Annotated in this window: 23 protein-coding genes and 1 pseudogene; 9 read left to right on the top strand and 15 right to left on the bottom strand. The window is 68.3% G+C overall.

The genetic code is table 11. From position 1 onward, the window contains the following. Window positions 1-352: 352 nt before the first annotated feature. From H7A85_RS12275 to H7A85_RS12260, 4 genes are all read right to left on the bottom strand, one after another. On the bottom strand, window positions 353-1,291 hold the full coding sequence (locus H7A85_RS12275) for a hypothetical protein (RefSeq protein ID WP_182086232.1): 939 nt from the start codon (window positions 1,289-1,291) through the stop codon (window positions 353-355). A 321-nt stretch (window positions 1,292-1,612) separates the two neighbouring features. Continuing rightward, window positions 1,613-2,728 carry a metallophosphoesterase gene (locus tag H7A85_RS12270; RefSeq protein ID WP_182086231.1) on the bottom strand — a complete coding sequence of 372 codons (1,116 nt, stop codon included), beginning with the start codon at window positions 2,726-2,728 and terminating at the stop codon, window positions 1,613-1,615. A gap of 101 nt (window positions 2,729-2,829) precedes the next feature. Continuing rightward, window positions 2,830-4,326: an ATP-binding protein gene (locus H7A85_RS12265; protein WP_182086230.1), complete on the bottom strand. Its 1,497-nt coding sequence runs from the start codon at window positions 4,324-4,326 to the stop codon at window positions 2,830-2,832. Beyond that, window positions 4,323-5,042 (bottom strand): response regulator, encoded by a 720-nt coding sequence (locus H7A85_RS12260; RefSeq protein ID WP_182086229.1) that lies wholly within the window; start codon window positions 5,040-5,042, stop codon window positions 4,323-4,325. Before H7A85_RS12260 ends, H7A85_RS12265 begins: the two co-directional genes overlap by 4 nt. Before the next feature lie 303 nt (window positions 5,043-5,345). On the opposite strand from H7A85_RS12260, the gene H7A85_RS12255 reads away from it, so the two are divergent. After that, window positions 5,346-5,729, top strand: coding sequence for a hypothetical protein (locus H7A85_RS12255; protein ID WP_182086228.1), 384 nt, complete (start codon window positions 5,346-5,348; stop codon window positions 5,727-5,729). A 256-nt stretch (window positions 5,730-5,985) separates the two neighbouring features. On the opposite strand, the gene H7A85_RS12250 is transcribed toward H7A85_RS12255, so the two are convergent. From H7A85_RS12250 to galE, 3 genes and pseudogenes are all read right to left on the bottom strand, one after another. After that, window positions 5,986-6,426, bottom strand: coding sequence for a cupin domain-containing protein (locus H7A85_RS12250; RefSeq protein ID WP_182086227.1), 441 nt, complete (start codon window positions 6,424-6,426; stop codon window positions 5,986-5,988). 62 nt (window positions 6,427-6,488) lie between these two features. After that, a pseudogene (locus H7A85_RS12245) lies at window positions 6,489-6,698 on the bottom strand (carboxymuconolactone decarboxylase family protein); the annotation flags it as partial. Window positions 6,699-6,999: 301 nt separating this feature from the next. Continuing rightward, window positions 7,000-7,989: a UDP-glucose 4-epimerase GalE gene (gene galE, locus H7A85_RS12240; RefSeq protein WP_182086226.1), complete on the bottom strand. Its 990-nt coding sequence runs from the start codon at window positions 7,987-7,989 to the stop codon at window positions 7,000-7,002. Window positions 7,990-8,149: 160 nt separating this feature from the next. On the opposite strand from galE, the gene H7A85_RS12235 reads away from it, so the two are divergent. Further along, a complete protein-coding gene (locus H7A85_RS12235) occupies window positions 8,150-9,082 on the top strand; it encodes an endonuclease/exonuclease/phosphatase family protein (RefSeq protein WP_182086225.1) in 933 nt (310 codons plus the stop codon). A gap of 60 nt (window positions 9,083-9,142) precedes the next feature. Here the strand turns inward: H7A85_RS12235 and H7A85_RS12230 are convergent, their stop codons facing one another. Beyond that, window positions 9,143-11,167: a PhoX family phosphatase gene (locus H7A85_RS12230; RefSeq protein WP_182086224.1), complete on the bottom strand. Its 2,025-nt coding sequence runs from the start codon at window positions 11,165-11,167 to the stop codon at window positions 9,143-9,145. A 233-nt stretch (window positions 11,168-11,400) separates the two neighbouring features. Here H7A85_RS12230 and H7A85_RS12225 point away from each other — a divergent pair, with 233 nt between their 5' ends. Then, a complete protein-coding gene (locus H7A85_RS12225) occupies window positions 11,401-11,772 on the top strand; it encodes a PRC-barrel domain-containing protein (protein ID WP_182086223.1) in 372 nt (123 codons plus the stop codon). 73 nt (window positions 11,773-11,845) lie between these two features. Here H7A85_RS12225 and H7A85_RS12220 read toward each other — a convergent pair whose 3' ends face one another. Further along, entirely contained in the window at window positions 11,846-13,336 is a 1,491-nt protein-coding gene (locus tag H7A85_RS12220; protein WP_182086222.1) for a serine protease, read from the bottom strand. Window positions 13,337-13,489: 153 nt separating this feature from the next. Beyond that, the gene (gene rmuC, locus H7A85_RS12215; protein WP_182086221.1) at window positions 13,490-14,623 is read right to left on the bottom strand and encodes a DNA recombination protein RmuC; all 1,134 of its coding nucleotides are present in this window, start codon (window positions 14,621-14,623) and stop codon (window positions 13,490-13,492) included. Window positions 14,624-14,721: 98 nt separating this feature from the next. Here rmuC and def point away from each other — a divergent pair, with 98 nt between their 5' ends. Genes def through truA form a run of 3 tightly spaced genes read left to right on the top strand, consistent with a single transcriptional unit; the run spans window position 14,722 to window position 16,944 of the window. Next, the gene (gene def / locus H7A85_RS12210) at window positions 14,722-15,240 is read left to right on the top strand and encodes a peptide deformylase (RefSeq protein WP_182086220.1); all 519 of its coding nucleotides are present in this window, start codon (window positions 14,722-14,724) and stop codon (window positions 15,238-15,240) included. A 7-nt stretch (window positions 15,241-15,247) separates the two neighbouring features. Continuing rightward, on the top strand, window positions 15,248-16,192 hold the full coding sequence (fmt, locus tag H7A85_RS12205; RefSeq protein WP_182086219.1) for a methionyl-tRNA formyltransferase: 945 nt from the start codon (window positions 15,248-15,250) through the stop codon (window positions 16,190-16,192). Window positions 16,193-16,197: 5 nt separating this feature from the next. Next, window positions 16,198-16,944, top strand: coding sequence for a tRNA pseudouridine(38-40) synthase TruA (gene truA, locus H7A85_RS12200; RefSeq protein WP_182086218.1), 747 nt, complete (start codon window positions 16,198-16,200; stop codon window positions 16,942-16,944). A gap of 4 nt (window positions 16,945-16,948) precedes the next feature. Here the strand turns inward: truA and H7A85_RS12195 are convergent, their stop codons facing one another. After that, window positions 16,949-17,566, bottom strand: a complete 618-nt coding sequence (locus tag H7A85_RS12195) for a hypothetical protein (RefSeq protein WP_244631158.1) — start codon at window positions 17,564-17,566, stop codon at window positions 16,949-16,951. Then, complete coding sequence (gene dapE, locus H7A85_RS12190) at window positions 17,538-18,716, bottom strand: succinyl-diaminopimelate desuccinylase (RefSeq protein ID WP_182086217.1); 1,179 nt, start codon at window positions 18,714-18,716, stop codon at window positions 17,538-17,540. Before dapE ends, H7A85_RS12195 begins: the two co-directional genes overlap by 29 nt. 308 nt (window positions 18,717-19,024) lie before the next feature. Here dapE and H7A85_RS20855 point away from each other — a divergent pair, with 308 nt between their 5' ends. Further along, window positions 19,025-20,377: a transglycosylase SLT domain-containing protein gene (locus H7A85_RS20855; protein ID WP_244631156.1), complete on the top strand. Its 1,353-nt coding sequence runs from the start codon at window positions 19,025-19,027 to the stop codon at window positions 20,375-20,377. A gap of 79 nt (window positions 20,378-20,456) precedes the next feature. On the opposite strand, the gene dapD is transcribed toward H7A85_RS20855, so the two are convergent. Next, the gene (gene dapD / locus H7A85_RS12180) at window positions 20,457-21,308 is read right to left on the bottom strand and encodes a 2,3,4,5-tetrahydropyridine-2,6-dicarboxylate N-succinyltransferase (RefSeq protein ID WP_182086216.1); all 852 of its coding nucleotides are present in this window, start codon (window positions 21,306-21,308) and stop codon (window positions 20,457-20,459) included. A gap of 139 nt (window positions 21,309-21,447) precedes the next feature. Here dapD and H7A85_RS12175 point away from each other — a divergent pair, with 139 nt between their 5' ends. Together H7A85_RS12175 and H7A85_RS12170 are read left to right on the top strand one after the other, a co-directional pair. Next, a complete protein-coding gene (locus H7A85_RS12175; RefSeq protein WP_182086215.1) occupies window positions 21,448-22,326 on the top strand; it encodes an LOG family protein in 879 nt (292 codons plus the stop codon). Between the two features lie 67 nt (window positions 22,327-22,393). After that, window positions 22,394-22,696: a hypothetical protein gene (locus H7A85_RS12170; protein ID WP_182086214.1), complete on the top strand. Its 303-nt coding sequence runs from the start codon at window positions 22,394-22,396 to the stop codon at window positions 22,694-22,696. Window positions 22,697-22,698: 2 nt separating this feature from the next. Here H7A85_RS12170 and H7A85_RS12165 read toward each other — a convergent pair whose 3' ends face one another. Both H7A85_RS12165 and H7A85_RS12160 read right to left on the bottom strand, forming a co-directional pair. Beyond that, window positions 22,699-23,424, bottom strand: coding sequence for a pyrimidine 5'-nucleotidase (locus tag H7A85_RS12165; RefSeq protein WP_182086213.1), 726 nt, complete (start codon window positions 23,422-23,424; stop codon window positions 22,699-22,701). Window positions 23,425-23,520: 96 nt separating this feature from the next. Then, a complete protein-coding gene (locus H7A85_RS12160) occupies window positions 23,521-24,822 on the bottom strand; it encodes an MFS transporter (protein WP_182086212.1) in 1,302 nt (433 codons plus the stop codon). Window positions 24,823-24,966 lie beyond the last annotated feature (144 nt).

The following is a 24,966-nucleotide window of genomic DNA, read 5'->3' as shown; positions in this document are numbered from 1 at the left end:
GGGAAGGCGGCTACGGATCGGCCGAAGCCATGCCGCAAAGCGGAAGGTCGAGCAAATGCAATGATTTGGACCGATTCCAAGGCGATATCTGGAAGGTTTCCAGAAATCTGCGGAAGCATCGGTGTTCGCTAAGATTTTCCCCTTGACCTTCGGCAAGCCCTGTCGTCGTTTCCACCCCGGAGGCCGCGACTTCGGAGCGCGTTCGAAGGGGGACTGTGCCGGAATTGCGACAGGATCGACGGCGTGCGACCCGGCCAGTCTTCGGACGCCGGCCGCGCGGAGCGCTTCCGCCGGACATGGAAAGGAGAGGATGCGGGCGCCCCGTGGATGGGGTCGGCGCCCGCACCGGGTTTCAGGAGCGGAGCAGCTTGCAGAGCTGCACCAGATCCCATTCGTTGCCGTTGGGATCGTTGAGGATCGGCCCGCAGCGCTTCTGCAGACGACGCCGGTCGTTGGGGCTCATTTCGTTGAACTGGAGGACCGCCGTCGTCAGCCGCCGGTTCATGTTCGGCGTCGTCGGTATGCGGCTGCCCGGTGGGCGGAGGGCGGTCGGCGGTACGGCGTTGGGATCGGGACGATTGCCCGCGGTCGGCGGGTTGGACCGGATCGGCGGCGAGGACGCGACGCCGCCTGGATTGGTTCCCGTTCCCGCGCCGGGGCGCGTTCCATTGCCGCCGACCGAAACGCCGACGCCGACACCCGTCCCTCGACCGCCACCCAGCGACGCGCCGACACCGGCGTTCACCCCTCGGCCGCCGCCGACCGAGGCGCCCGCCCCGGCATTGACGCCGCGCCCGCCACCCACGGACGCGCCTGCGCCCGCGTTCACGCCGTTGCCCCCGCCGACGGAGGCTCCGACCCCGGCTCCGATGCCGTTGGAGCCCCCGACCGAGGCCCCCGCGCCGGCATTCACTCCGTTCGAGCCGCCGAGCGAGGCTCCCGCGCCGGCATCGACGCCGTTGCGCCCGCCGACCGAGGCGCCCGCCCCGACATTGGTCCCACGGCTGCCGCCCAGCGACGCACCGGCCCCGGCGCCGACCCCGTTGGAGCCGCCGAGCGAGGCGCCGGCTCCCAGACCCGCGCCGCGATCCCCTCCGAGCGAGGCTCCGATCCCGGCGCCGATTCCGCGCCCGCCGCCGAGCGAGGCGCCAACGCCCGCGCTCAGCCCTCGGCCTCCGCCGACGGACGCGCCAAGGCCTCCGGAAAATTGGGCATGCGCCTCGGGCAAGGCGCCGACGAGGGCGGCACAACCCAAGAGAGTTGCAATAGTATGCAGTTGGTATCGATGCATAGAACGTCTCCCTGCTCGCGCTACAGATCTTGATGGCCTGCGGCATAGATACGGGGACGAAAAACCATTCGTTTCAGCATCTTAAATTTGTATGGAGTCTATGCTTTCCGGTATCTTAACATTAGCGAAGCTCCCGAGGGTGTGCGAGGTGTGTAACTCCGGGTTGGGTGGATGGCCTGAGCTTCGACCCGTCGCGGCCCGGGCGGTGTCGAAGGAGGCGTAAGGCCGGGGATCTGTTCCGGCGGCTTCGGCGTCCTCAAGGCCGGCCCGAGCGCTGGAGCATGGCGGGCAGGGGCGGCGCGGGCAGGGGCGCTCGCGCGCCTACGGGGACGAACGCAGGGTGATGCGCGTGAGTTCTGGCGGCTTGCCGAGGCGCAGGGCGAAGCCCGGCCAGAGCCCGGTCCCGTTGCTCACATAGAGCGTCATGCCGCCGACCTTGTAGGTGCCCGCCACGAAGCCGTTGTTGGCCAGGGCGAAGAGGCGATCCAGCCCGCGGATCATGCCGCCATGCGTATGGCCGGACAATTGCAGGGCTGCGTGACCGGCCCGCTCGGGGGCCATGCGCGGCTGGTGTTCGAGAAGGATCACGGGCGCGCCCGCCGGGGCGCCGGCCAGCGCGGCGCCGAGGTCCGGACCCTCGTGCCCGTTCGCCGGCGCGGCAAGGTCGGCCAGCCCGGCGACGACGATTTCGGCGCCCTCGCGGTGCAACACGGTGTGGGCGTTGGTGAGGCCTTGGAGGCCGAGATCGGCGAAGCGGCGCATCCACGCGTCGTAGCCGAAGTAGTATTCGTGGTTGCCGGGGATCATCCACACCCCGTCCGGGGCGCTGAGATCGGCGAGCGGTGCGACGTCCGCCTCGCGGGTCTCGATCGAGCCGTCGATCAGGTCGCCCGTGATCAACATCGCATCCGCTTCCAGCGCGTTGGCCCGCTCCACCACGGCCCGCGTCCAGTCCTCCTGGAAGAGACGGCTGATATGAAGGTCGGTGAGCTGCAGGAGGCGGTAGCCGTCGAATTCGGGGGGCAGGTCCCGGATCGCGATCTCGATATCCTTCGGGAGGGGAAGCCGCGTCGCCTGATGGACGGCGACGCCGGCAAGGGTCGTGGCCGCGATCGCGGCGGCGTAGCGCATCCGGTTCGACACGATCGGCGCGGGACGGCGGAAGGGAAGCGTCGCCAAGCCCGCGAGATCCAGCGCGATCTGGAAGATCGCCAGGAACAGGATCGCGCCGAAGGCCCAGTTGAAGGCGAGCACCACGCCCTGCGGGAACTCGGGCGCGAAAACGGAGCCGGACGAAAGGCGGTTCCAGAGATGGAACTGCGATCCGACGATCAGCAGCGCGGCGAGCGCGATCTTCGATCGATACGTCCAGGGGAGAGGCAGAACGAACCGCACCAAGACGTAGAGGCACGGGATCGAGAAGTTCAGATGGATCATTCCAGGCTTTCAACGGGCTGGCGCGCGAACTCGCGGGGCGGCCTCCGGATCGGGGCGCGCGCAAGGGGGCGCCGGGAAGGCGCTGCGAGGGGCTGCGATGGTCAGAGGGGAAGCGTCACCGCCGCGCTGAGGCCGGGCGCGCGGCGGCGCAGGGTGATGTCGCCGCCGTGCTGGCGGGCGATCGCACGGGCGATCGACAAGCCGAGGCCCGCGCCCCCCGTCTCGCGCGAGCGCGATCCTTCCAGGCGATAGAAGGGCGCGAACACCTCGTCCAGCTTGTCGGGCGGGATGCCGGGTCCGTCGTCGTCCACCACGATCTCGACGCTGGTGCGCGTCGTCACGAGGCGCACATGCGCCCCTCCGGCGTAGCGCGCGGCGTTCTCGACGAGGTTGCGCACGGCGCGGCGCAGGCCGTCCGGACGGCACCGGTAGGGCAGGCGCTCGCAGGCCTCGAAGGTGACGTCGTGTCCGAGCTCGGCCAGATCCGCGCAGGTGCTCTCGACCAGCGCGCAAAGGTCGATCGTGCGCGTCGCCTCGGCGGTCGTTTCCTGCCGGATCAGCGCCAGCGTCGCGTCCGCCATCGCCTGCATCTCGTCGATCGTCGAAAGCATCCGCCCCTGAAGGTTGGCGTCCTCGACGAGTTCGGCGCGCAGGCGCAGCGTCGTCAGCGGCGTGCGCAGGTCGTGGCTGATCGCGGCCAACATCCGCGTCCGATCCTCCACGAAGCGGTGGAGACGCTCCTGCATCCGGTTGAAGGCCTCCGCCGTGCGACGGATGTCGTCGGGACCGCATTCGCAAAGCGGGGGGCCGGCCTCGCCGCGCCCCAGCGATTCGGCGGCCGTCGTCAGCTGCCGGAGCGGGCGCGCGATGCGCCGCGCCGTGAACGCGCCGACCAGCGCCACGAGCGCGGCGGTGAGGCCGAGCGTGAGGGGAAGGGGGGTCGCCCAGATCGTCGGTGCGATGCGCTTGTAGAAGGCGACGTTGAGGGCCTGTCCGTTGCCCAAGGGGATGATGACGCCGGCACCGTCCTTTTCGGCGTAGTCGAGGTATCGGCCTTGCGTCGGCACGTCGCCGCTCGCCTCCGCCGTGGGCGTGTTCCAGCGCGCATCCTCGCGGAACAGGGCGCTCGTGGCGCCCGGGCCCAGAACCGGATGAACCTCGGGGGCGGCGGATGCGTCCTCGGCGCCGTCGTCCAGGAGATCGCGCAACGGCACATGGAAGCGGGCGAAGGCGTCGTCGACCCAGGTGCCCAGATCGGGCGTGACGCCCGGTGTGATCCAGAACCGGGTGTATTGCGTGCTGTTGACGCGCGCGAGCTCGTCCCTCAGCGCCGGCGTGGTGACCTCCATCAGCCGCGCGACGGCCGCCGAACGGCTGTGCAGCTCGGTGCGCGCCGCGGTCTGGATGGCGCCCTTGTACTCGTCCCAGCAGATGTAGAGACCGAAGGTGAGGCTGCCGAACAGGGCCAGCAGCATGGAGGCGAGAAGCTGGATCGCCAGGCTCTTGCGCCACCAGTGGACCGGGTTCCAGCGGCTTTCGGCCTCGCGCGGCGCCAAGGCGCGCCGCAGCCCCGTCACCGGGCTCCAGGCGAGTGTCATGATGCCGTTACCTCCGGGACGAAACTGTAGCCGCCGCCCCAATGGGTGAGGATGATGGTCGGGTTCCGGGGGTCGCTCTCGACCTTCTTGCGCAGGCGGCTGACCTGGTTGTCGATGGCGCGGTCGAAGGGCTCGGCCTCCCGGCCGACGGTGAGGTCGAGGAGCTGGTCGCGGGTCAGGACGGCGCCCGGATGCTCCACGAACACCTTCAGAAGGCGAAACTCGGCGGTCGAGAGCGGAACGCCGACGCCGTCCTCGTCCTGCAGCTCGCGGCGGCTGACGTCGAGCGTCCAGCGATCGAAGCGCAGCATGGCGGGGCGCCGGACCGCGCGCTGGGGGCCGGCCGGCCTCGCGCGGCGCAGCACCGCCTTGATGCGCGCCAGAAGCTCGCGCGATGAGAAGGGCTTGGTCAGGTAGTCGTCGGCGCCCAGCTCCAGACCGATCACCCGATCGGTTTCCTCGGCCCGCGCCGTCAGGAAGATGATCGGCGTGTCGCCCATGGTGCGGATCTCCCGGCACATCGTCAGCCCGTCGTCGCCCGGCATCATGATGTCGAGGACGATGAGATCGGGCACTCCGCGTTCGAGCAGGCGCCGGAGGGCGGCCCCGTTTTCCGCAGCGCTCACCCGGTATCCCTGCTGCTCCAGGTAGTTTCCGACGAGGTCGCGTATGTCCTGGTGGTCGTCGACGACGATGATATGGGGAATGCTGTCCATCGGATGGTTCCGAACTTCGGGTCGGCCGCCATCATAAGGCCACTATGCGGGAAAGGCGCGCGAAAAACTGTATCAACGTGTCGCAGGATCGGCCGTTGCTTCGGATCGACTGTGCGGCTCGATACACTTTTGGGACAATTTCGCACGCCCGCGGCACAGGGCTGCGACAAGCCGCGTCTAGTCTCTTCCTCGTCAAACACGGGGAAGAGCGGCGGGCCGAAACGGCCCGCTCCGGGATGTCGAGGCGTCCCGCCCGGCTTCCCCGCTTCAACGGCCCGTCGAGGCCCATCCGAGGAACGATCCATGACCAAGACCCGCACCCTGGCCTCCGCCCTTCTTGCCGCCGCGTCCTTCGGCACGATGTCCGTAGCCCACGCCATCGTGCCCGGCTCCGACACCTACGAGCGGGCTCGCGACGAAGCCGCCGTGCAGTCGGTGATCGAGGGCGCGTCTTCGACCGACCGCATCGGCGCGAGCCCGGCCCGCGCCACCTACGGCTTCCCGCTCGCCACCGCCCCCGCCTCGGCCGCCCGCTCCGGCGGCGGTCTCGTTCCCGGGTCGCGCTCCGTCAACGACGCGGCCGATCACGATGCGATCATGAGCGTCGTCACCGGAGCGTTGGCCGGCACCTATTCCGCCGCTCCGGGTTCGGCCGGTCGCCTCGTCCCGGGTTCCGACAGCCACTGATCCAACGATCTTGCGGGGTGTGCGGGCCCGAACGATGCCGGACGCCCCGCAAGTTCGGATACGCAAGCGGGGCGGCGCGACGGCGACCGCTCCCGCCGATCCATGATCGCCTCGTCCGGGCAAGAGCCATTCGCCCGGCATCGCCGAGCCCCGGCACGTCAAGCCATCGGCCTTTCAGCCCGCATCTAGCCGGATATCGCCGTCCCCCACCCGCCCGGCGACGCATCGACCGGCCTCAGCCTTCTTGGAAGAAGACTCAGCGGTCGGCGTATTCCTCGTCGGTCACGAGTTCCATCCAATCGGCGTTCTTCGCGTCCCGGATGTAGGTGACCGCGATGTGGCTCATGGCATTGATGTCGGTCGCGCCGTGCCAGTGCTTCACGCCGGCGGGGATCCACACGGTGTCGCCGGCGCCGATCGCCTGTCTCTCCTCCCCATCGCGCTGGACCCAACCCTTGCCGGCGGTGACGATCAGCATTTGGCCGGCCGGGTGGGAGTGCCAGGCGGTGCGCGCGGCCGGCGCGAAGGAAACCAGAGCCGAGGAGGCAGGGGTCTCGACCGACGACGGAACGAGAACGTCGACGATGACATGGCCGGAGAAGGTTGCGGGGCTGGCGATCATGGACGGGGCCGAGCCGCTCGGGAAGACCTGGATCTCTCGAGCGTCGAGGGAGGCGGCGGTGAACGTCTTTTCCATGGCGAATCCTTATAAGAATGGAGATCGGGAAGGTGCATCGGGGGCGGAACTGACGGCGTCCCTCATTCGGGCCGGCTTTCCAGGACTTCCCTGACGACGGGGCCGGCCGAGAACGCGTTCGGCCAGCCGGCATAAAAGGCGATCTGCGTGACGACCTCGCCCGCCTCCTCCTTCCGCAGGCCGTTGTCCAAGGCGCGGTTCAGCTGTCCCGCCAGTTGGGCGACCTGCCCGTTGGCCATCAGCGACGTGATCGTGACGAGGCTGCGATCGCGATGCTCTGCGTCCGGTGTCAGCTTCGGGGCATGAGGGATCGAGGGTCGAGTTCGCGTAAGGAAGCACGCTCGCCCGGACCGCCCGAATGCTGGCGCAGGGCGGTAGACGGGCGGACGACGGAAAGTGCGCGTCCGACCTTTTCCACTCCGTCCCGCGCGCTGGGACGAAACCTTGCGCGCGATTGGTGGACCGTGCTCTCCGTGCTTCCTTCCACTTCCTTGAAAGGTCTGCGTCCCCGGCATTCCATGACCCGGCCCCCGAGGCCCCGCGCGGCGAACCCGTGCTGGGCGAACAGGGCTCCTAGCGCGCGTTTCGCTTGTCCAGCGCTTCTTCCCAGGCCAGCGCGTGGCCGACGATCAGCGGCAGGTCGTCGTAGCGCGGCTCCCAGCCGAAGCGCTCGCGTGCGATCGATGCATCCGCCACGATGGCGCTGGCATCGCCCGGTCGCCGGCCGCTCATGCGCACGTCGAAGTCGCGCCCGACCACCTCGCGCACCGTGTCGAGCACTTCCAGAACCGAGTAGCCGTGGCCATAGCCGCAATTGGCGACGATCGACGCGCCGCCGGCGCGAAGATAGGCGAGCGCCTTGGCATGAGCGGCGGCGAGGTCCGACACGTGGATGTAGTCGCGCACGCAGGTGCCGTCCGGCGTGTCGTAGTCGTTGCCGAAGACTTCCAGGAAGGGGCGCTTGCCGAGCGCGGTTTCGCTGGCGACCTTGATGAGGTGCGTCGCGCCCTTGGTGGACTGGCCGGCCCGGCCCTTCGGGTCGGCGCCGGCCACGTTGAAGTAGCGCAGGACCGCGAAGGTGAGGGGATGGGCGGCGCCGGTGTCGCGCAGCATCAGCTCCGTCATCCACTTCGACGTGCCGTAGGGGGATTCGGGCGCGGGGCCTTGCGTTTCGGGAACCGGCATCGTCTTCGGCGAGCCGTAGACGGCGGCGGTGGACGAGAAGATGAAATGCTTCACCCCGCCCCGCACCGCCGCCTCGATCAGGGCGCGGGAGGCGACGGTGTTGTTGAGATAGTAGCCGAGCGGATCGGCCACCGATTCCGGCACCACGATGGAGCCGGCGAAATGGATGATCTCGTCGATCCCGTGCTCGGCGATCAGCCGGCCCACGAGCTCGCCGTCCGCGATGTCGCCGACCACGAGCTCGGCTTCGGGCGCCACCGCCCATTCGAAGCCGGTGGACAGGCGGTCGAGCACCACGACCTTTTCGTTCGCGTCGACCAGATCCCAGACCATGTGGCTACCGATATAGCCTGCGCCGCCGGTGACGAGTACCGCCATGAAAGATCCTTCGAATGAGGGGAGCCAACGGCTCCCGGAATGCGGCGGATGCTACCTTGCGGAGTTTGTTTCGCAAGTGCGAAAAGGCTGGAATCCCTCCGCCGGACGACGTCGAACGCCTGGCGACCCCGCATCGAACTCGACTGGAGCCGTTCCGCCCATGCGACATCGCGACGAATGGGCCGGCGCCGCGTCCGCGCTCGCCGGCGGCCTCGTCCTCGTCATCGCGGCGAGCCTTCTGTTTCCCAAGGCCGTCCTGATGCCGGCCATCTCACAGCTGATGCCCTACATGGCGCTCTGCCTGTTCGCGCCGGCCTTTGTGCTTCTGGCTCTTCGACGCCGGGTACGCGCGGTTCTCGTCATCGCCGTCGCGGCCTTCGCCGTCGGGCTCACCTGGTGGCGCTTCGAGAGCGTCGCCGCGCCTCGCGTTGATCCGGCATCCGGCGGGGTGGACTTCACGCTTCTGTCCTTCAACGTCCTGTTCGAAAACAGAAACGCGCCGTCTGCCGTGCCTTATCTCCTGTCGTCGGGTGCCGACGCCCTGCTTCTCATGGAGGCTTCGCCGCTCCGGGGCTCGATCCCCGAGCTGATGAAGACCTATCCCTACAAGCTGGGCTGCGCGGGGCAGGGAGAGTGCGACACGCTGCTCCTGTCGAAGCATCCGCCCGTCAGCACCTTCCAGGCGACGCTGGATGCCGTGCCGCACCGCCGCTACGTCCAGTTCAAGCTCGACATCGACGGACGAGCGCTGAATCTCGTCGGCGCCCACATGTCGAAGCCCTATTTCGACGAGATCCCGGACTACGAGCTGGCTTCGCTCACCGGGCGAATCAAGGCGTTGAAAGGGCCGGTGATCCTCGCCGGCGACTTCAACTCCGCGCCCTGGTCGCCCGGCCTGATGCAGCTCGCCGCCGACACGGGCCTGCGCTTTTCCGGCTTCTACGTCTCGACCTGGCCTGTGACGGCAGGGCGTTTCGGCTTGCCGATCGACCACGTCCTGACGCGCGGTGCGCAAGTCCTTTCGCTGGAGGCGCTGCCGGACACGTTCGGCTCCAACCATCGCGGCCTTCTGGCGCGCATCCGCATTCCCTAAAAAAACGCCGGCGGCGGCCTCCTTTCCGGGAAGGCCGCCGCCAAGATCATGAGGGATGGATCAGCCGATCCGGCCGCCGCCCTGTTTCGTGATCGCGACGACGGACGGCCTCGTCGGCATGTCGTCGCGGAAATCCGGCCAGCGGGTCGACAGATCCTCGTAGTAGGACAGGCGGCCGAACCCGTCCCAGTCCTCGCCGCCGTCGCCGGGATGCTGCACGGCGACGAACGCCGTCTGCATGTCGGGCAGGAGAAGCGGCCCGCACATTTCCGCGCCCACCGGCACGCGGAAGAAGAGCTTCGACGTGCCGCGCGCCTCGCCTTCCGTTTCCACCGCCCAAAGCCCGTCCGTGCGGCCCGTCGCCTTGGGGCTGTTGCCGTCGGTGGACACCCAGAGGCGACCGTCGGCATCGACCGCGCAGTTGTCGGGCATGCCGAACCAGCCGTTCTTCGTGGTCTCGGTCGAGAAGGTCGCCCCGACTTCGGCAACACTCGGATCACCGCATTTCAGAAGAACCTCCCAGCGACCCTTGGTGGCCGCGAAGTCGCCCTCGTCCTCGTGGATCTCTATGATGTGGCCGAAGGCGTTGGCCGCGCGCGGGTTGGCGGCGTCGATCTGGTCGTCCTTGCGGCGCGTGTTGTTGGTCAGCATGACGTAGACCCGGCCGTTGGTCTCGTTCGGCTGGATGTCCTCCGGCCGGTCCATCGGCGTCGCGCCCAGGAGATCGGCCGCCCGGCGCGTTTCGATCAGGACGTCGGCCTGGGAATGGAAGCCGTTCTCGGCCGTCAACTGGCCTTGTCCATGGGTGAGCGGCAGCCATTCCACCGTCCCATCCTCGGCGAAGCGGGCGACATGAAGCGTCCCCTCGTCCAGGAGATCCATGTTGGCGGCGCGGTTGTCGGCGTCATAGCGCCCGGTGGTGACGAACTTGTAGACGTAGTCGAAACGCTCGTCGTCGCCGAGATAGAAGACGACGCGCCCGTCCTTGGCCACGATCGATTCGGCGCCCTCGTGCTTGAAGCGGCCGAGCGCGGTGCGCTTCTTCGGCACCGAGTTCGGGTCCATCACGTCGACCTCGACCACCCAGCCGAAGCGGTTGGGCTCGTTGGGCTCCTTCGAGATATCGAAGCGCTCGTGGAACTGGCCCCAGGCATAGGTGCCCTCGGGAAGGCCGAGGCGCTTGTAGTTCGTCGCTTCCGGGTGGCCCTCGGGCAGGGTTCCCATGAAGTAGCCGTGGATGTTCTCCTCGGCCATGATGTAGGTGCCCCAGGGCGTGACGCCGCCGGCACAATTGTTGATCGTGCCGAAGACCTTGGTGCCGGTCGCGTCCGCCTTGGTCCGCAGGCGGTCGTGGCCGGCGGCGGGGCCGGTCAGCTGCATCTCGGTGCTGGAGGTGATGCGGCGGTTGAGCGCGCCCTCGCGCACCACTCGCCACTTGCCGCCCTCCTTGCGGATCTCGACCACCGTGCCGCCGTGGGCGGCCATCTCGATGTCGACGCGGCGGCGATCGGCCGGGGCGATCTCCAACTCGGTGACGGTCTTCGTCGGGTCCTTCTTGTCGGCCTTCTCGACCACCTTGACGATGCCGGGGAACATCAGGTGCTCGTTGGTGTATTCGTGGTTCACCACGAGAAGGCCGTGCTCGGACGATCCGCTGAGCGGCACGAAGCCGACATAGTCGTTGTTGTAGCCGAACTGACGCACCTGCGCTTCCGGCGTCTGGTTCACCGGGTCGAAGGCCGGGCTGTCGGGGAAGAGGGCGTCGCCCCAGCGCAGGAGGACGTCCGCGTCGTAGCCTTCGGCCACGTGATGATGGGTGTCGATGCCCGCTTCCACTTCCCGGAAGTCGAAGCGCTTCGGAGAAGCGGCGCGCGCATGCTCGGCCGAGATCAGCGCCATCGGGCTGACGGTGGCCGCGATCGCGGTCGCGGCGAGCGAGCCGCGCAGGAAGTCGCGGCGCGAGAAGCGGTTGGCGATGATCTCGCCCATCGTCCGGTTGGCGGTCGGGTTCAGGCCCTCGCCTTCGGCATCCTCGAGGCGGCTCGTCGGGAAGACGGCATGGCGGGGATTGACGTGCTCGTTCATCGCCCTTCGGGTCCTTCTGTCTTGGAACGGTTCCAGGCTGCCCTAGGGTCGCAAGATCACAGTTGGATGACGGGACGAGTGCGTTTCGGGGCATGGGCCGGCTGCGACACAGGCCGGGTAAGGCGCCGCCGGGCCCGTGTGAAGATTGCGTGACGCGGGGAACCATGACGGTGAAACGGGCGTCCCTCAGCCATCGCCGCGCTGTCTCGCGGCCTCGAGCTTTGGAGACCCTCTTGATCCATCCTTTCCTTCGACACGCAGCGCTTGGCCTAGCTCTTCTCGGCGCCCCCGGTATCGCGTCCGCGCAAGGGACGGCCGCGACGCAGCCGCCGGTTCCATCCGTCACCAGCGACAACGAAGCCATGGATTCGGGCATCGGCGACCAGGATACGACGAACTGGGCCGGCAAGGCGGTGATGAGCTCCGACGGCCAGCACGTGGGCACTCTGCGCGAGGTGCGCATGGCCAGCGACACGGCGGATGCCGGCCTCCTCGTCGTGGACCGGCAGGGCGGAGGCACCGCTGAAATTCCGATGCAGGGCGCGAGCTTCGACGGAACCCACGTCGTGGTGACGCCGATCTTCGAGGCTATTACATCCAACTGACCCGGCGACCTGGAACGAACAAGGGCCGGATGCGCTACGCATCCGGCCCTTGTTCGTTCCAGCGGGCGGGCGCTCAGTTCGTGCCGAGGCAGAGAACCGGGTAGATCGAGTCCTGGACCTTGGCGGTCGCGTCCGGCACGCTTTCCAGCGCCAGCTTCGCGTCGGCTGTCTCGTAGGCGATGTGGTGGGCATCGAGGAAGCGGGCGGCAGCATCCGGGCGGATCGCGAAGTTGATCGACTGCGGGATATCGCCCGTCAGGTCGGCGACCGCGACGGCATTGAGCTTAGCGGTGACGACGCCGACGACGCGGCCGGCGAGATCCACCAGCGGGCCGCCCGAATTGCCGGGCTGAACGGGGGCGGAAATCTGCAGGTAGTTCGCGTCGTTCATCAGGCCCATCAGCGACGAAACGTTGCCGCGCGTCACGTTCAGGCTGTCGGCGAGGATCGAGCGCAGCGGGAAGCCGAGCGCCAGGATGTCCTCTCCGAGGCGCGGCTTGCCCGAGACGATCGGCAGCGGCTTGCCGGCCTTAGCGTCCACCTTCAGGAGGGCCAGATCCTGCGCCTCATCGACGATGACCTGGGACGCGGCACCAAGGTCACCGACGAGAACCGTCTTGCAGGCCTTGGCGACATGGGCGTTGGTCAGGAGCCAGCCGTCCTTGGAGACGACGAAGCCGGTGCCCGACGAATCGAAGCCGGGGGCGGGGCCGGCGAGTTCCGGCTTGGCGGGCGCCGACGCCTTCTCGCCTTCGCCGAAGGCGACGCCTTCCGCACGGCCGCTTTCGAAGAGGCGAGCCATCGGACCCATGTCCTCGGCCTGCGGCGCGGCGGCAAAGGGCTCGACCGTCAGCGCGGCGACCTGCGCATATGGCGCGACGACTGGCGCTTCCTCGGCGTTCCAGGCGACGGAGAAGCCGCGCAGGTCGTTGCCACGCCCCGAAAAGCGGATCAGGAACTCTCGGCCGTCCTCGTGCCCGCGAATGGTGAAGGCATCGCCCGTCATCTCGGCGGCGGCCACCGTCTTGCCGGGGCCACCGGCCGACAGCGTGTCGAAGACGCCGGACAGCGTGTAGCCTTCCTTGGCGAAGCGCACGGTCTCGATCTCGATCCCGCCGTCGTCCGAGCGCCACAGGCTGCCGACTTCCGTTTCGCCCTTCGGCGCGACGAGCGCGCCGGGCAAAGCGAGGCGAACGCCCGTCGCCGTGTCGGTCACATGGGTGAAGCCGACCGCATCGCGTGCCTCGTCGCTTTTCGCGATCAGAAGCTTCAGGAACGCCTCGTTCATCACGCCGTCGGCGGTGAACCCGTTGCGGGCCTGGAAGTCGCGAACCGAGCGGAGCGTCTGCGGGCCGATGCGGCCGTCGAACGCGCCGGCATAGTCGCCCGTCCATGTCAGGCGAACCTGAAGACCCTTGCGAAACTCGTCGCTGGTGTTCTGGTTGTAAAGGGAAGCGAGATCCTGCGACGCGGTTGCGGCGGCGGCATGGGCGGGCGCGGATACGGCGATCGGCGAGGCGCAGAGGACGAGACCGGCGAAAATCGCTGTCGTGATGCCGCGCATGGAAAAAGCCCCCGAGATAGTCATTCAGGGGAGAAACGCGATCGCGGCGTTTTCGATCCCCTCCGATTAAAGATTTGTCAAGCTTTAGGCCTAGTGTTTTTCGGCGTGGTTTCGCGAACGTGTGGAAAACCGGTCGATTCGTCGGCGTATGTTTCAGGATCTCGACACAGGGTGCGGCTCGCCTTCCTCGCCGAGTTCCGCGCTCGCGATCTTCTCGCCGCGCCGGATCAGCTTCTCCGTGGAGATCAGGATCTGGTCGACGTCGCGCCCCGTCTGGGCGAAGTGGTTTTTCAGCGCCGCCACCCGCGCGTCGAGCCGCTGGAGATCTTCGCCGAGCGCCACCACCTCGCGCTGGATCCGCCCCGCTTCCCGACGCATGCGCTGGTCCTTAAGAAGCGCCTTCACCACCTCGATCGACAGCATCAGGAGCGAGGGCGAGACGATGACGATCCGAGCCCGATGCGCGCGCTGGACGATGTCGCCGAAATGCTCGTTGATCTCGGCGAAGACCGATTCCGAGGGCACGAAGATGAAGGCCGTGTCCTGCGTTTCGCCCGGCAGAAGGTATTTTTCCGAAACCGCGCGCACATGGACGTCCATGTCGCGGCGAAGGCGGGTGGCGGCGAGATCGCGCGCCTCGTCGCTCGTCGCCTCGCGAAACGCCGTCCAGGCTTCCAGCGGAAACTTGGCGTCCACCACCAGGGCCGGCGCGCCGTTCGGCATCGGGATCAGGCAGTCCGGCCGCTTGCCGTTGGACAGCGTCGCCTGGAAGGAATAGGCGCCGGGCGGCAGCGCGTCCATGACGATCGCCTCCATCCGCGCCTGGCCGAAGGCGCCGCGCGACTGCTTGTTGGCGAGAATGTCCTGCAGGCGCACCACCTCGCCGGCAAGCCCCTGGATCTGCCCCTGCGCCCGGTCGATCACGGCAAGGCGCTCGGCGAGGCGCGCCAACGTTTCTCCGGTCTGCGCCTGGGTTTCCTGCAGGCTTCGCCCGACGCGCACGCCCATTCCATCCAGCCGCTCGGCCACCGCGCGCGTCAGTTCCGCCTGCCGCGCGCCGATCATCTCGCCCATGCTCTGCATGCGGCCGGCAAGCTCGGCTTGGGAGCGCAGAAGCTCCTGCGTCCCCTCGTCGTCCACGGCGCCCGAGGTCCCGCGCCGGAAGACGAAACGCAGGAGAAGCCCGGCGACCAGCACGACGAGCAGCGCCTCGCCCCAGGTCAGGGACAGGCCGAAAACGGCGACGAACGGCCGGTCGAGGAAGGAGCCGAGGGCGGAAAAATCCATGGCCTGAAGCCTAGCCGATTCGAGATGCTCGAGCCAGATCAAAACGGGAACATCGCTCGGCGGTTGACCCGTTCGCCCCTTCGGCTTACGTGACGCGCATGAGCGTCAAGCCCCTTGTCATCCTGCCCGATCCCCTTCTGCGCCGCGTGTCCGAGCCGGTCCTGCGCGTCGACGACGCGCTGCGCGGCTTCGTCGACGACATGCTGGAGACGATGTACGACGCGCCCGGCATCGGGCTGGCCGCGATCCAGGTCGGCGAACCCTTGCGCGTCGTCACGATCGACCTGTCCAAGGAGGACGAGGAGGAAAAGGCGCCCCAGGTCTTCCTGAATCCGGAGATCCTCCATTCGTCGGACGAGCGTTCGACCTATGAGGAAGGCTGCCTGTCGATCCCGGACTACTATGCCGAGGTGGAGCGGCCGGCGGGCGTTCGCGTGCGCTATCTCGGGCTGGACGGCCAGACCCACGAGATCGAGGCCGACGGGCTTCTCGCCACCTGCCTCCAGCACGAGATCGACCACCTCAACGGCACGCTCTTCATCGACTACATTTCCAAGCTGAAGCGCGACATGGTGATCCGCAAGTTCTCCAAGGCGTCGAAGCGCGGCGTGGCCTGAGGCGGCCATGAGCCTTCGCCTCGTCTTCATGGGAACGCCGGAGTTTTCCGTGCCGACGCTCCAGGCCCTTCACGGCGCGGGCCACGAAATCGCCGCCGTCTACACCCAGCCGCCCCGGCCCGCCGGACGGCGCGGGCTGGAGCCGACGCCTTCGCCGGTCGAGGCGGAGGCACGGCGTCTCGGCCTGCCGGTGCGCAGCCCGGTGTCCTTGAAGGGCGAGGAGGAGCAGCGTTCCTTCGCCGCGCTCGGAGCCGATGTCGCGGTGGTGGTCGCCTACGGTCTCCTGCTCCCTCAGCCGATCCTCGATGCGCCGCGCCTCGGCGCGCTCAACGGCCACGGTTCGCTCCTGCCCCGCTGGCGGGGCGCCGCGCCCATCCAGCGCGCGATCGAGGCCGGGGACACCGAGACGGGGATGATGGTGATGCGCATGGAAGCCGGGCTCGACACCGGCCCCGTCGCGCTGACGAAGACGCTTCCCATCGGCGAGAGCGAAACCGCGCGCGAACTTCACGATCGCCTGGCCTCGGCCTCGGCCAAACTGATGGTCGAGGCGATGGCCGGGTTGGAGGCGGACACGCTCCGCTTCGAGCCCCAGGACGAGATCGCGGCTCGCACGGGACGCGAGACGCTCTACGCCCACAAGATCGGCAAGGACGAGGCCGCCGTCGATTGGAACAGGCCGGCGGCCGAGATCGCGCGGCGCATCAACGCCTTCTCGCCCTTTCCAGGCGCCTGGACGCTTCTCGCCGGCGAGCGGCTGAAACTTCTCCGCGCGGTGGGTGAAGGAGGAACCGGCGCGCCGGGCGAAGCGCTCGACGACGCGCTTCTTGTGGCGGCCGGCGAGGGGGCGGTACGCCTTCTCGACGTTCAGAAAGCCGGCGCCAAGCCGGCGCACGCCTCCGATTTCCTGCGCGGCAACCCGGTGCCGGCCGGCACGCGCCTCGGCAGCTGATCCCGGTGCCGCGTTACAAGCTCACGGTCGAATACAACGGCGCCCCCTATTGCGGCTGGCAGCGGCAGAAGAACGGCATTTCCGTCCAGGAAACCGTGGAGCGCGCGCTTCATGCCTTCTGCGGCGAGGCGGTGACCCTGTTCGGCGCGGGCCGCACGGATGCCGGCGTCCACGCCACGGGGCAGGTCGCCCATGTCGACATCACCCGCGACTGGAAGAGCGACACGGTGCGCGACGCGCTCAACGCCTATCTCCGCGAGGAGGGGAGTGTTGCCATCCTCCACGCGGAAAAGGTGCCGGACACGTTCGACGCGCGCTTTTCGGCCCGCAAGCGCCACTATCTCTACCGCATCCTCAACCGCCGCCCGCCGCCCTCCATCCTGAAGGGCCATGTCTGGTGGGTGTGGCGCCCGCTCGACGTCGAGGCGATGGACCGCGCCGCCAAGCGGCTTCTCGGCACGCACGACTTCAACACGTTCCGCTCGGTGAACTGCCAGGCGAAGAACCCGGTGCGCACGCTGGAGCGGCTCGACGTCGTGCCGGGGCCCGGCGGCGAGGTGCATATCCACGCCTCGGCCCAGTCCTTCCTCCACAACCAGATCCGATCCTTCGCGGGCTCCCTGAAGCTCGTCGGCGAAGGCCGCTGGTCGGAAGCCGATCTCGTCTCGGCGCTTGAATCGCGCGACAGGAAGCGCTGCGGGCCCGTCGCGCCGCCGGACGGGCTCTACCTCACCCAGGTCGACTACGCCTGAAGCCTCAGCCGACGGCCATGCCGAAGAGATCGGACACGGCGCCGTAGGACAGAAGCGAAACGAACACCATCATCGTGACGATCGACACCGCCAGCGGCCAGTCGCAGTCGCTGGCATAAACGATGAGCCGGGTCGTCAGGACGACGGAGGCCAGCGCGATCAGGAGGCCGAGGATCTGCGTCAGATCGCTCGGGCCGGTGACGAGCAGCAGGACGAAAAAGGGCGAGAACGCCCAGGTCAGAAGCGCGCCGCCCCAGTTCGCCGCCACCACGAAGGGCACGATGCGCCGCTCGAACCCGATATGGCGCGCCGCGATGCCGACGAGGAGGAGGGGCAGGAGCCAGGCGGTGAGGTCGGCCAGCGCGTGGGCGGCGACCGCCGCGAGCGGCCCGGCGGCGGCCGAGCCGCGCTCGACGCGCTCGAACTCCAGCCAGGACAGGGCGGTCGGCGGCAGCGCCACGACGAGCGCGGCAAACGAGCGCCAGAAGCCGTCGGCCGATAGGTCGAGCCGGTGAAGCCCCTGCCGGTCGCCGGCCATCAACTGCCACGCGCCGGTGAAGTAGCGACCGATCTCGGGCAGCGAGGGCAGGAAGTCAGGACTGGGCGGCGAACCAGCGGGCAATGAAGGTTTCATAGATGGCCGTCAGCGTTTCAAGGTCCCGGAGGGCGACCCGTTCATTGGCCATATGCATGGTGGCGCCGACAAGGCCGAATTCCACCACGGGGCAATGGTTCTTGATGAAGCGGGCGTCCGACGTGCCGCCGGAGGTCGAAAGCTCAGGCGTCCGTCCGGTGACGGCCTCCACCGCCTCCGACAGGGCTTGCGTCAGCGGTCCGGGTTGCGTGACGAAGACGTCCGACACCGGCGAGCGCCATTCCACGGCATAGGCGTCGCGAGCGTTTGCGGGCAGCGCCGCTTCGATCCGCCGCAGGATCTCCGCCTTCAGCGTGTCCGGCGTCCAACGGTCGTTGAAGCGGATGTTGAAGGCGAGCGCGACTTCGGCCGGGATGACGTTGGTGGCCGGATTGCCTGTGTCCACCGACGTGATCTCGAGGTTGGACGGCTGGAACGCGGCGCTCCCCTCGTCCAGCGGCTGGCCCTGCAGCGCTTCGAGCACGGCGGGAAGGCGCCGCATCGGGTTGTCGGCGCGGTGCGGGTAGGCGACGTGCCCCTGCCGCCCGCGAAGCGTGAGGCGGCCGGACAGCGAGCCGCGCCGGCCGATCTTGATCATGTCGCCGAGGACGTCCGGGTTGGTCGGCTCGCCGACGAGGCAGGCGTCGAAGCGCTCGCCCCGGTCTTCCGCAAAGCGCAGAAGCTTCACCGTGCCGTTGATCGCCGGTCCTTCCTCGTCACCGGTGATCAGAAGCGAGATCCGCCCGTCCGGCAACAGGTTCTTTTCGGCTAGGCGCGCCACGGCCGCCACGAAGCAGGCGATGCCGCCCTTCATGTCCACGGCGCCGCGCCCGATCATTTCGCCCCCCTCCACCGCGCCGGAAAACGGGGGGTGCGTCCAGTCGGCTTCCGCGCCCGGCGGCACGACGTCGGTGTGCCCGGCGAAGCAGAGATGGGGGCCACCCGAGCCGCGCCGCGCCAGGAGGTTCTCGACGTCGGGCGTTCCGCTATCCGAAAACACCGGGCGCTCCATCGCAAACCCGAGCGGAGCGAGCATCCTTGAGAGCGCCAACAGGGCGCCCCCTTCCGCCGGGGTGACGGAAGGACAGCGCAGAAGTTGGAAGAGATTCGCGGCAGGATCGGTCGGAAGCGGCGTCATGGCCCGGTTTTAGCGCTTCCCGACCGCCCTTGTGGAAAAATTTTCTGCAGGCTCCCGCATACCCCTAGGGCACCCTTAACGCCTCGAATCGTCGTGACGATTCAGTTGGATAGTGTGGCGCGAGCTTGCTGCGAACCTGTCAAGCTTGCCCGAAGCCCGCAAAACCAAGTTTGGCGGGGTGGTGTTTTTCGGTCACGTTGCGCTAACCTTCGTGAACGGATCGTAACCTTTGTCACCGAGCGGCCATGTTTCGGCCCCGTTTCGACAGGAAGGCTCCGACCCGAGGGAAACGGCTATGGGGACCTTGCATGATTGACCAGCGGGCGATGGGAGCCCGGTTCGCCTTTGCGCGTTCCGGCCGTTTGGTTTCGGTAGCCGGTCTGGCACTCCTTGCACCGCTGATCCTGTCAGGATGCGTTTCCGATGGCGACAAGCTGTCGGGCACCGCCGATCTGACACCCCAACGTTCCGACGCCTCGAAGGTTGCAAACGCCGCCTCCGGCGCCGCGCCCGCCGCTCCGAAGGTAGTCGAGATCGCCTCCGCCGACGCCGGCCCGACGCGCGTCATCGTTCCTTCCGGCCGCCCCGCCGCCGAGCCGGTGATGGTGGCGGAAGCCAAGGGCGCCCGCGTGGTCGCCGCTCCCGCCCCGACCGCTGCCGCCAAGCCCGGCCTCGCATCCAAGGCGCTTGGCACGGCCGTTGCCGCCCGTGACGCGGCCACGGACGGCGTCGTCGCCGCCAAGGATACGGTGGTGGCCGGTGCCGCCCGGGTCGGTTCGGGCGCGGCCGCCGTCGCCAGCGCCAGCGCCGAAACGGTGCGCACGGTCGCCAAGGCCGTCGGCGACACGATCACCGGCGATCCGAAGATCGACGAGCTCATCGCGGAAGCGGCCGACGAGAACGATCTTCCCCGCGAGCTCGCCTATGCCGTGGTGCGCGTCGAAAGCCATTACAATCCGCGCGCCCGGGGCGCCGGCGTCTACGGGCTGTCGCAGATCAAGCCGGCGACGGCTCGCGGCATGGGTTTCAGCGGCCCCGCGGAAGCGCTGCTCGATCCCGAAACCAATCTTCGCTACGGCATGCGCTACCTGAAGGGCGCCTACGAGCAGGGCGGCGGCGACGTTTGCCAGACCGCCATGAAGTACAAGGGCGGCCACCGCACGACCACGATGTCGAAGTCGGCCAGCGTCTACTGCTCCAACGTCAAGCGCCACATGGCCTCGATCCGCGCCCGCAAGTCGCCCGCCATGGGCGAAGCCTCCACGCTGGTCGCCGCCGTGGAGCCGACCGTGCGGCCGGGCCTGATCGCGCGCACCGTGGCGGCCAAGCCCGCGCCCGCCAAGCAGCAGACGGAAACGACGGCAACCGCGATGGCGCCGGCCGCCGCCGCGCCCGCCGCTGGCACCGCCCAGGCCGCCGTGATGGCGCTTCCCGCCAGCGCCCCCGTTCCTGCCGCTCGCCCCGCCGTGGTTCGCGTGGCCGACAACACGGCTCGCCCGAGCGCGCAAGCCAAGCCGGCGGAAGGCTCGATCGGCGTCGGCTCGATGGTCGGTGGCCGCGTCACCAAGCATTCCGAGCCCGATGCCAGCCGCTTCGGCGGCTCGTTCGACGCGACCCCACCGGCCTCCGCCGCACCCGCCGGGAGCCTCGGCTTCAACTGATCGGCTCCATCTTCGGATACGAAGAAGGGCGCGGAATCTTCGGATCCCGCGCCCTTCTCGTTCCCGTCCTGCGATACGCTCAGCTGCGCAGGAGGTCGTTGATCGAGGTCTTGGAGCGGGTGCGCTCGTCGACGCGCTTGACGATCACGGCGCAGTAGAGCGCCGGGCCCGCCTCGCCGTTGCCCATCGGCTTGCCGGCCAAGGAGCCCGCCACCACCACCGAATAGGGCGGCACTTCGCCATAGGTGATCGCCCCCGTTTCGCGGTCGACGATCTTGGTGGACTGGCCGAGGAAGACGCCCATGCCGAGCACCGAGCCTTCGCGCACGATGCAGCCTTCCACGACTTCCGAGCGGGCGCCGATGAAGCAGTTGTCCTCGATGATCGTCGGCCCTGCCTGGAGCGGCTCCAGGACGCCGCCGATGCCGACGCCGCCCGACAGGTGGACATGCGCGCCGATCTGCGCGCAGGAACCGACCGTCGCCCAGGTGTCCACCATCGTGCCCTCGCCGACGCTGGCGCCGAGATTGACGAAGCTCGGCATCAGGATGGCGTTGCGCCCGATAAAGGCCGAGCGGCGCACGATGGCGCCGGGCACGGCGCGAAAGCCGGCCTCGCGAAAGCGGTTCTCGCCCCAGCCGTCGAACTTGGAAGGCACCTTGTCCCACCAGGTGGCCGAGCCCGGGCCGCCGGACACGATCTCCATGTCGTTGAGGCGGAACGACAGGAGAACCGCCTTCTTCAGCCACTGGTGAACGGTCCAGGCGCCGTCGCCGCCGCGCGTCGCGACCTTGGCCTCGCCCCGGTCGAGGAGGTCCAGCGCCGTATCCACCGCATCGCGCACCTCGCCCTTCGTGGCGCTCGACACGCCGTCGCGGGCTTCGAAGGCGGCTTCGATCGTGCGTTCGAGATCGGCGTGGGATGCGGTCATCGGAGCGGAATTCCTTGTGAATCGGGATCGGACGAATGGCGCCAAGCTCTAAGGGCAGCGTCCTCGGGGCACAAGGCTTGCCGTTTGGACCGGGCGCCCTCCATCTTTCCTTCCAGCAAGGCAAGGCTTGAAGCGCATCATGACGGACGACACCAAACGACCTTCCGGCGAGCCCGCGCCCGTCGCGCCGGAGGGAACCTGGGTTCCCTTTCCCTCGTCCGGCGAGGACGCCCGGCGCGAGGTCGCCAAGCCCCGAACCCCGCAGACCCTGTCGCCGACCTATCGGCTCGCCTACGACGACCCCGACTTCCTGACGGCGGAGGCGACGCGCGGCGTTCGTCTTCAGCTCGAGCTGATGAAGCCGGAAATGGTGCTGGCGCAGGCCGGCATCCTCTCCACCGTGGTTCTGTTCGGCGGGGCGCGCATTCCGGAGCCTGGCCAGGCGGCCTGGGCAGCGCGCAACGAGGGGCAGAAGGCGCGGCTCGAAGCCAACAGCCGGTACTACGACGAAGCGCGGCGCTTTGCGGCCGCAGCCTCCCGCCATTCGGCCAACTCGTCGGGCGGCAAGGAGTTCGTGATCGTGACGGGCGGCGGGCCCGGCGTGATGGAGGCGGGCAACCGCGGGGCGGCCGATGTCGGCGCGGTGTCGATCGCGCTCAACATCACCCTGCCGCACGAGCAGGCGCCCAACCCCTATGCGACGCCCGAACTCTGCTTCAACTTCCATTATTTCGCGACGCGCAAGATGCATTTCCTCCTGCGTGCCAAGGCGATGGCGATCTTTCCCGGCGGCTTCGGCACGCTGGACGAGTTGTTCGAGGCGCTGACGCTGATCCAGACGGGGCGCATGGCGCGCATCCCGGTGATCCTCTTCGGTTCGGAATTCTGGCGCCGCCTCGTCGATTTCGAGTTCCTGGCCGCGGAAGGGACGATCGCGCCCGAGGACATCGAACTCCTGACCTTCGTCGATACGGCGGAGGAGGGGTGGGACGCGATCCGCGCCTTCTACGGGTTCTAGAGGCGGCCGGAACCGCTGCCGGGCAGCGTCGTTTCTCCGCCTCAACCCCTATGACGGGAGCGGACCCATGGGCGATCTCGATACCGACTCGCAGATGATGCGACGCCAGCAGGCGCAAGATGCGCCGGAGACCATTCCGGCCGATGAAACGCAAGGGCAGGCGAAGGCCACGGACAGCGACCCCGAGTCCCGCGCCGCGCGCGAAGCCGCGAAGGCTGCCAAGGGCGAAACCGGAGAATGGGCGGAAGACGCGGTCCTGCGCCAGAACCGTGCCGGACTATCGGAGCGGCGGGAGGGCGAAGCCTCTTCGAGGCAGGCAGGGGGCGAAGCATCGCTCGCCAATCCGGGCCGCTCGCTCCTGAAGGACTGAGGTCATGTGCCGCGAAGGCGCTGGAGGAACGCCGTCAGGTCGTCGGTCACGAAGTCGATATGCTCGCCTTCGCGCCCCTCGTGCTCCCACGCGTCGCCGAGCGTCGTCTCGAAGTTCTCCGGCACGATCAGGACGGTGCGCATTCCGAGGGTTTTAGGAACCTCGAGGTTGCGCGCCAGATCCTCGAACATGGCCGCATGGGCCGTGTCGATGCGGTGCAGCCCCATGAACTTGTCGTAGGTCTCGGCGGCGGGCTTCGGGACGAGGCCGGCGGCGACGATGTCGAAGATGTCCTCGAAATGCTCGAAGATGCCGAGCTGGCGCGCCGTGCGCTCGGCATGGCCCCGGTCGCCGTTGGTGAAGATGAACTTGCGGCCCGGAAGCGCCGCGATCTCGTCGCCCAGCGCCGGGTCGGGTGTCAGCCACGAATAGTCGATGTTGTGGACATAGGAGAGGAAGGCGTCCGGATCGATCCGGTGGACCTCCATCAGCCCGCGCAGCGTCGTGCCGTATTGCCGGTAGAAATCCTTCTGGACCGCTTTGGCTTCCTCGCGCGGCAGCCCGAGAAGCTCGGCGACGTAGTCGGTCATCCGCTTGTCGATCTGCGAGAACAGGTCGGTGCGGCGGGGATAAAGGGTGTTGTCGAGATCGAAGACCCAGGTGTGGATGCCGGCAAAATCGTCGGGGCCGGCGTCGCGGGTGCGGCGGATCGTGGTGTGCTCGCTCATATCGGCTCTTTGCGCACGGGAGAGGGCGCGGCGTCAACCGAGCAGGGGGAGATGACGCGCCGCCAAGCTATGTCCGGCGTGGCGGCGCGGGGCGTTCTAGCGGTCCTCGAACTCGGGCCGGCGGGGCGTGGCGTAGAGCGCGACCAGCGTCAGGACGGCGGCGGCCGACAGGTAGTAGCCGACCGCGAAGACGCCGTAGTCGGTGGCGAGGCGCGTCGCCAGATAGGGCGCGAGCGAGGCCCCGACGATGCCGCCGAAGTTGAAGGTCAAGGACGCGCCGGTGTAGCGCACCGAGGTCGGGAAGAGATCCGACAGGGCGGTGCCGAGCGGGCCGTAGGTCATCCCCATCAAGGCGAAGCCGACGATCTGGAAGGCGATCACGCTGCCCGTCGTCGCCGCGCCGAACAGCGGCTGGAACAGGAAGCCGAAGAGCCCGATGCCGACGGTTGCCAGAAGCAGCGTCGCGCGCGAGCCGATCCGGTCCGCCAGAAGGGCCGAGACGGGAATCGCCAAGCCGAAGAATACGACGCCGAGCATCTGGATCGGCAGGAAGGTCGAGCGCGAGAAGCCGAGCGCCGAGGTGCCCCAGGACAGGACGAAGGTCGTCATCAGGTAGAACAGGACGAAGGTCGCGAGCGCGGCGAACGTGCCGGCCAGAAGCCGCCCCTTGTGCTCCTTCATGACTTCCAGGAAGGGCACCTTGACCCGCTCGTGCCGCTCGATCGCCTTCTGGAAGGCCGGCGTCTCATGGATCTTCAGGCGCACCCAGAGGCCGACGAGCACCAGCAGAGCCGAAGCGACGAAGGGAATGCGCCAGCCGAAGGCGAAGAACTGCTCGTCGGTCAGGACGTCCGACAGGATCAGAAACGAGCCCGTGGCGCAGATGAAGCCGATCGGCGCGCCGAGCTGAGGAAACATCCCGTACCAAGCGCGCTTGCCCGGAGGGGCGTTCTCGGTCGCCAGCAGCACGGCGCCGCCCCATTCGCCGCCGAGCCCAAGGCCCTGGCCGAGACGGCAGATCGCCAGGAGCAGTGGCGCGACGACGCCCGCCGTCGCGTAGGTCGGCAGGAGACCGATCGCCACCGTCGACAGGCCCATCGTCATCAGCGCGGCGACCAGCGTCGCCTTGCGCCCAATCCGGTCGCCGAAGTGGCCGAAGATGGCGGCACCGATGGGGCGCGCAAAGAAGGCGATCGCGAAGGTCGCAAAGCTCTGCAGCGTCGCCGAGGTCGGGTCGGCGGACGGGAAGAACAGCTTGGGAAAGATCAGAACCGCGGCTGTCGCGTAGATGTAGAAATCGAAGAACTCGATCGTGGTGCCGATGAGGCTGGCGAACAGGACGCGGGCGCGAGAGTTCACGGGCGCTGCGGCATCGGCTTGAGCGTGGGCGGCGGTCACGGCACTGGACTTTCGAACGGTGGAGAATGCGGCGTAACGAGCGGTACGCCGTACCGGGCAGTACTCCACCGCGCCTTGAGGGGCAAGCGAAAACCTCACCCTGCCTGATCAAAGCCCCATGGGGTGCCCGCACCCGTCGCCCCT

Source organism: Aureimonas sp. ME7 (assembly GCF_903970965.1).
Lineage (GTDB): Bacteria > Pseudomonadota > Alphaproteobacteria > Rhizobiales > Rhizobiaceae > Aureimonas.
Note: the sequence above shows the minus strand (reverse complement) of the source record. Positions and strands in the feature narration are given on the sequence as shown.

What these genes read in the sequence shown, in the direction of transcription:
- H7A85_RS12260 (WP_182086229.1), bottom strand. Translation starts at nt 5,042, where the DNA reads ATGGACAGCATTCCCCATATCATCGTCGTCGACGACCACCAGGACATA.
- galE (WP_182086226.1), bottom strand. Translation starts at nt 7,989, where the DNA reads ATGGCGGTACTCGTCACCGGCGGCGCAGGCTATATCGGTAGCCACATG.
- H7A85_RS12165 (WP_182086213.1), bottom strand. Translation starts at nt 23,424, where the DNA reads ATGAGCGAGCACACCACGATCCGCCGCACCCGCGACGCCGGCCCCGAC.
- H7A85_RS12275 (WP_182086232.1), bottom strand. Translation starts at nt 1,291, where the DNA reads ATGCATCGATACCAACTGCATACTATTGCAACTCTCTTGGGTTGTGCC.
- H7A85_RS12235 (WP_182086225.1), top strand. Translation starts at nt 8,150, where the DNA reads ATGCGACATCGCGACGAATGGGCCGGCGCCGCGTCCGCGCTCGCCGGC.
- H7A85_RS12250 (WP_182086227.1), bottom strand. Translation starts at nt 6,426, where the DNA reads ATGGAAAAGACGTTCACCGCCGCCTCCCTCGACGCTCGAGAGATCCAG.
- def (WP_182086220.1), top strand. Translation starts at nt 14,722, where the DNA reads ATGAGCGTCAAGCCCCTTGTCATCCTGCCCGATCCCCTTCTGCGCCGC.
- H7A85_RS12220 (WP_182086222.1), bottom strand. Translation starts at nt 13,336, where the DNA reads ATGCGCGGCATCACGACAGCGATTTTCGCCGGTCTCGTCCTCTGCGCC.
- dapD (WP_182086216.1), bottom strand. Translation starts at nt 21,308, where the DNA reads ATGACCGCATCCCACGCCGATCTCGAACGCACGATCGAAGCCGCCTTC.
- H7A85_RS12230 (WP_182086224.1), bottom strand. Translation starts at nt 11,167, where the DNA reads ATGAACGAGCACGTCAATCCCCGCCATGCCGTCTTCCCGACGAGCCGC.
- dapE (WP_182086217.1), bottom strand. Translation starts at nt 18,716, where the DNA reads ATGACGCCGCTTCCGACCGATCCTGCCGCGAATCTCTTCCAACTTCTG.
- H7A85_RS12255 (WP_182086228.1), top strand. Translation starts at nt 5,346, where the DNA reads ATGACCAAGACCCGCACCCTGGCCTCCGCCCTTCTTGCCGCCGCGTCC.
- H7A85_RS12265 (WP_182086230.1), bottom strand. Translation starts at nt 4,326, where the DNA reads ATGACACTCGCCTGGAGCCCGGTGACGGGGCTGCGGCGCGCCTTGGCG.
- H7A85_RS12170 (WP_182086214.1), top strand. Translation starts at nt 22,394, where the DNA reads ATGGGCGATCTCGATACCGACTCGCAGATGATGCGACGCCAGCAGGCG.
- H7A85_RS12175 (WP_182086215.1), top strand. Translation starts at nt 21,448, where the DNA reads ATGACGGACGACACCAAACGACCTTCCGGCGAGCCCGCGCCCGTCGCG.
- H7A85_RS12270 (WP_182086231.1), bottom strand. Translation starts at nt 2,728, where the DNA reads ATGATCCATCTGAACTTCTCGATCCCGTGCCTCTACGTCTTGGTGCGG.
- rmuC (WP_182086221.1), bottom strand. Translation starts at nt 14,623, where the DNA reads ATGGATTTTTCCGCCCTCGGCTCCTTCCTCGACCGGCCGTTCGTCGCC.
- H7A85_RS20855 (WP_244631156.1), top strand. Translation starts at nt 19,025, where the DNA reads ATGATTGACCAGCGGGCGATGGGAGCCCGGTTCGCCTTTGCGCGTTCC.
- fmt (WP_182086219.1), top strand. Translation starts at nt 15,248, where the DNA reads ATGAGCCTTCGCCTCGTCTTCATGGGAACGCCGGAGTTTTCCGTGCCG.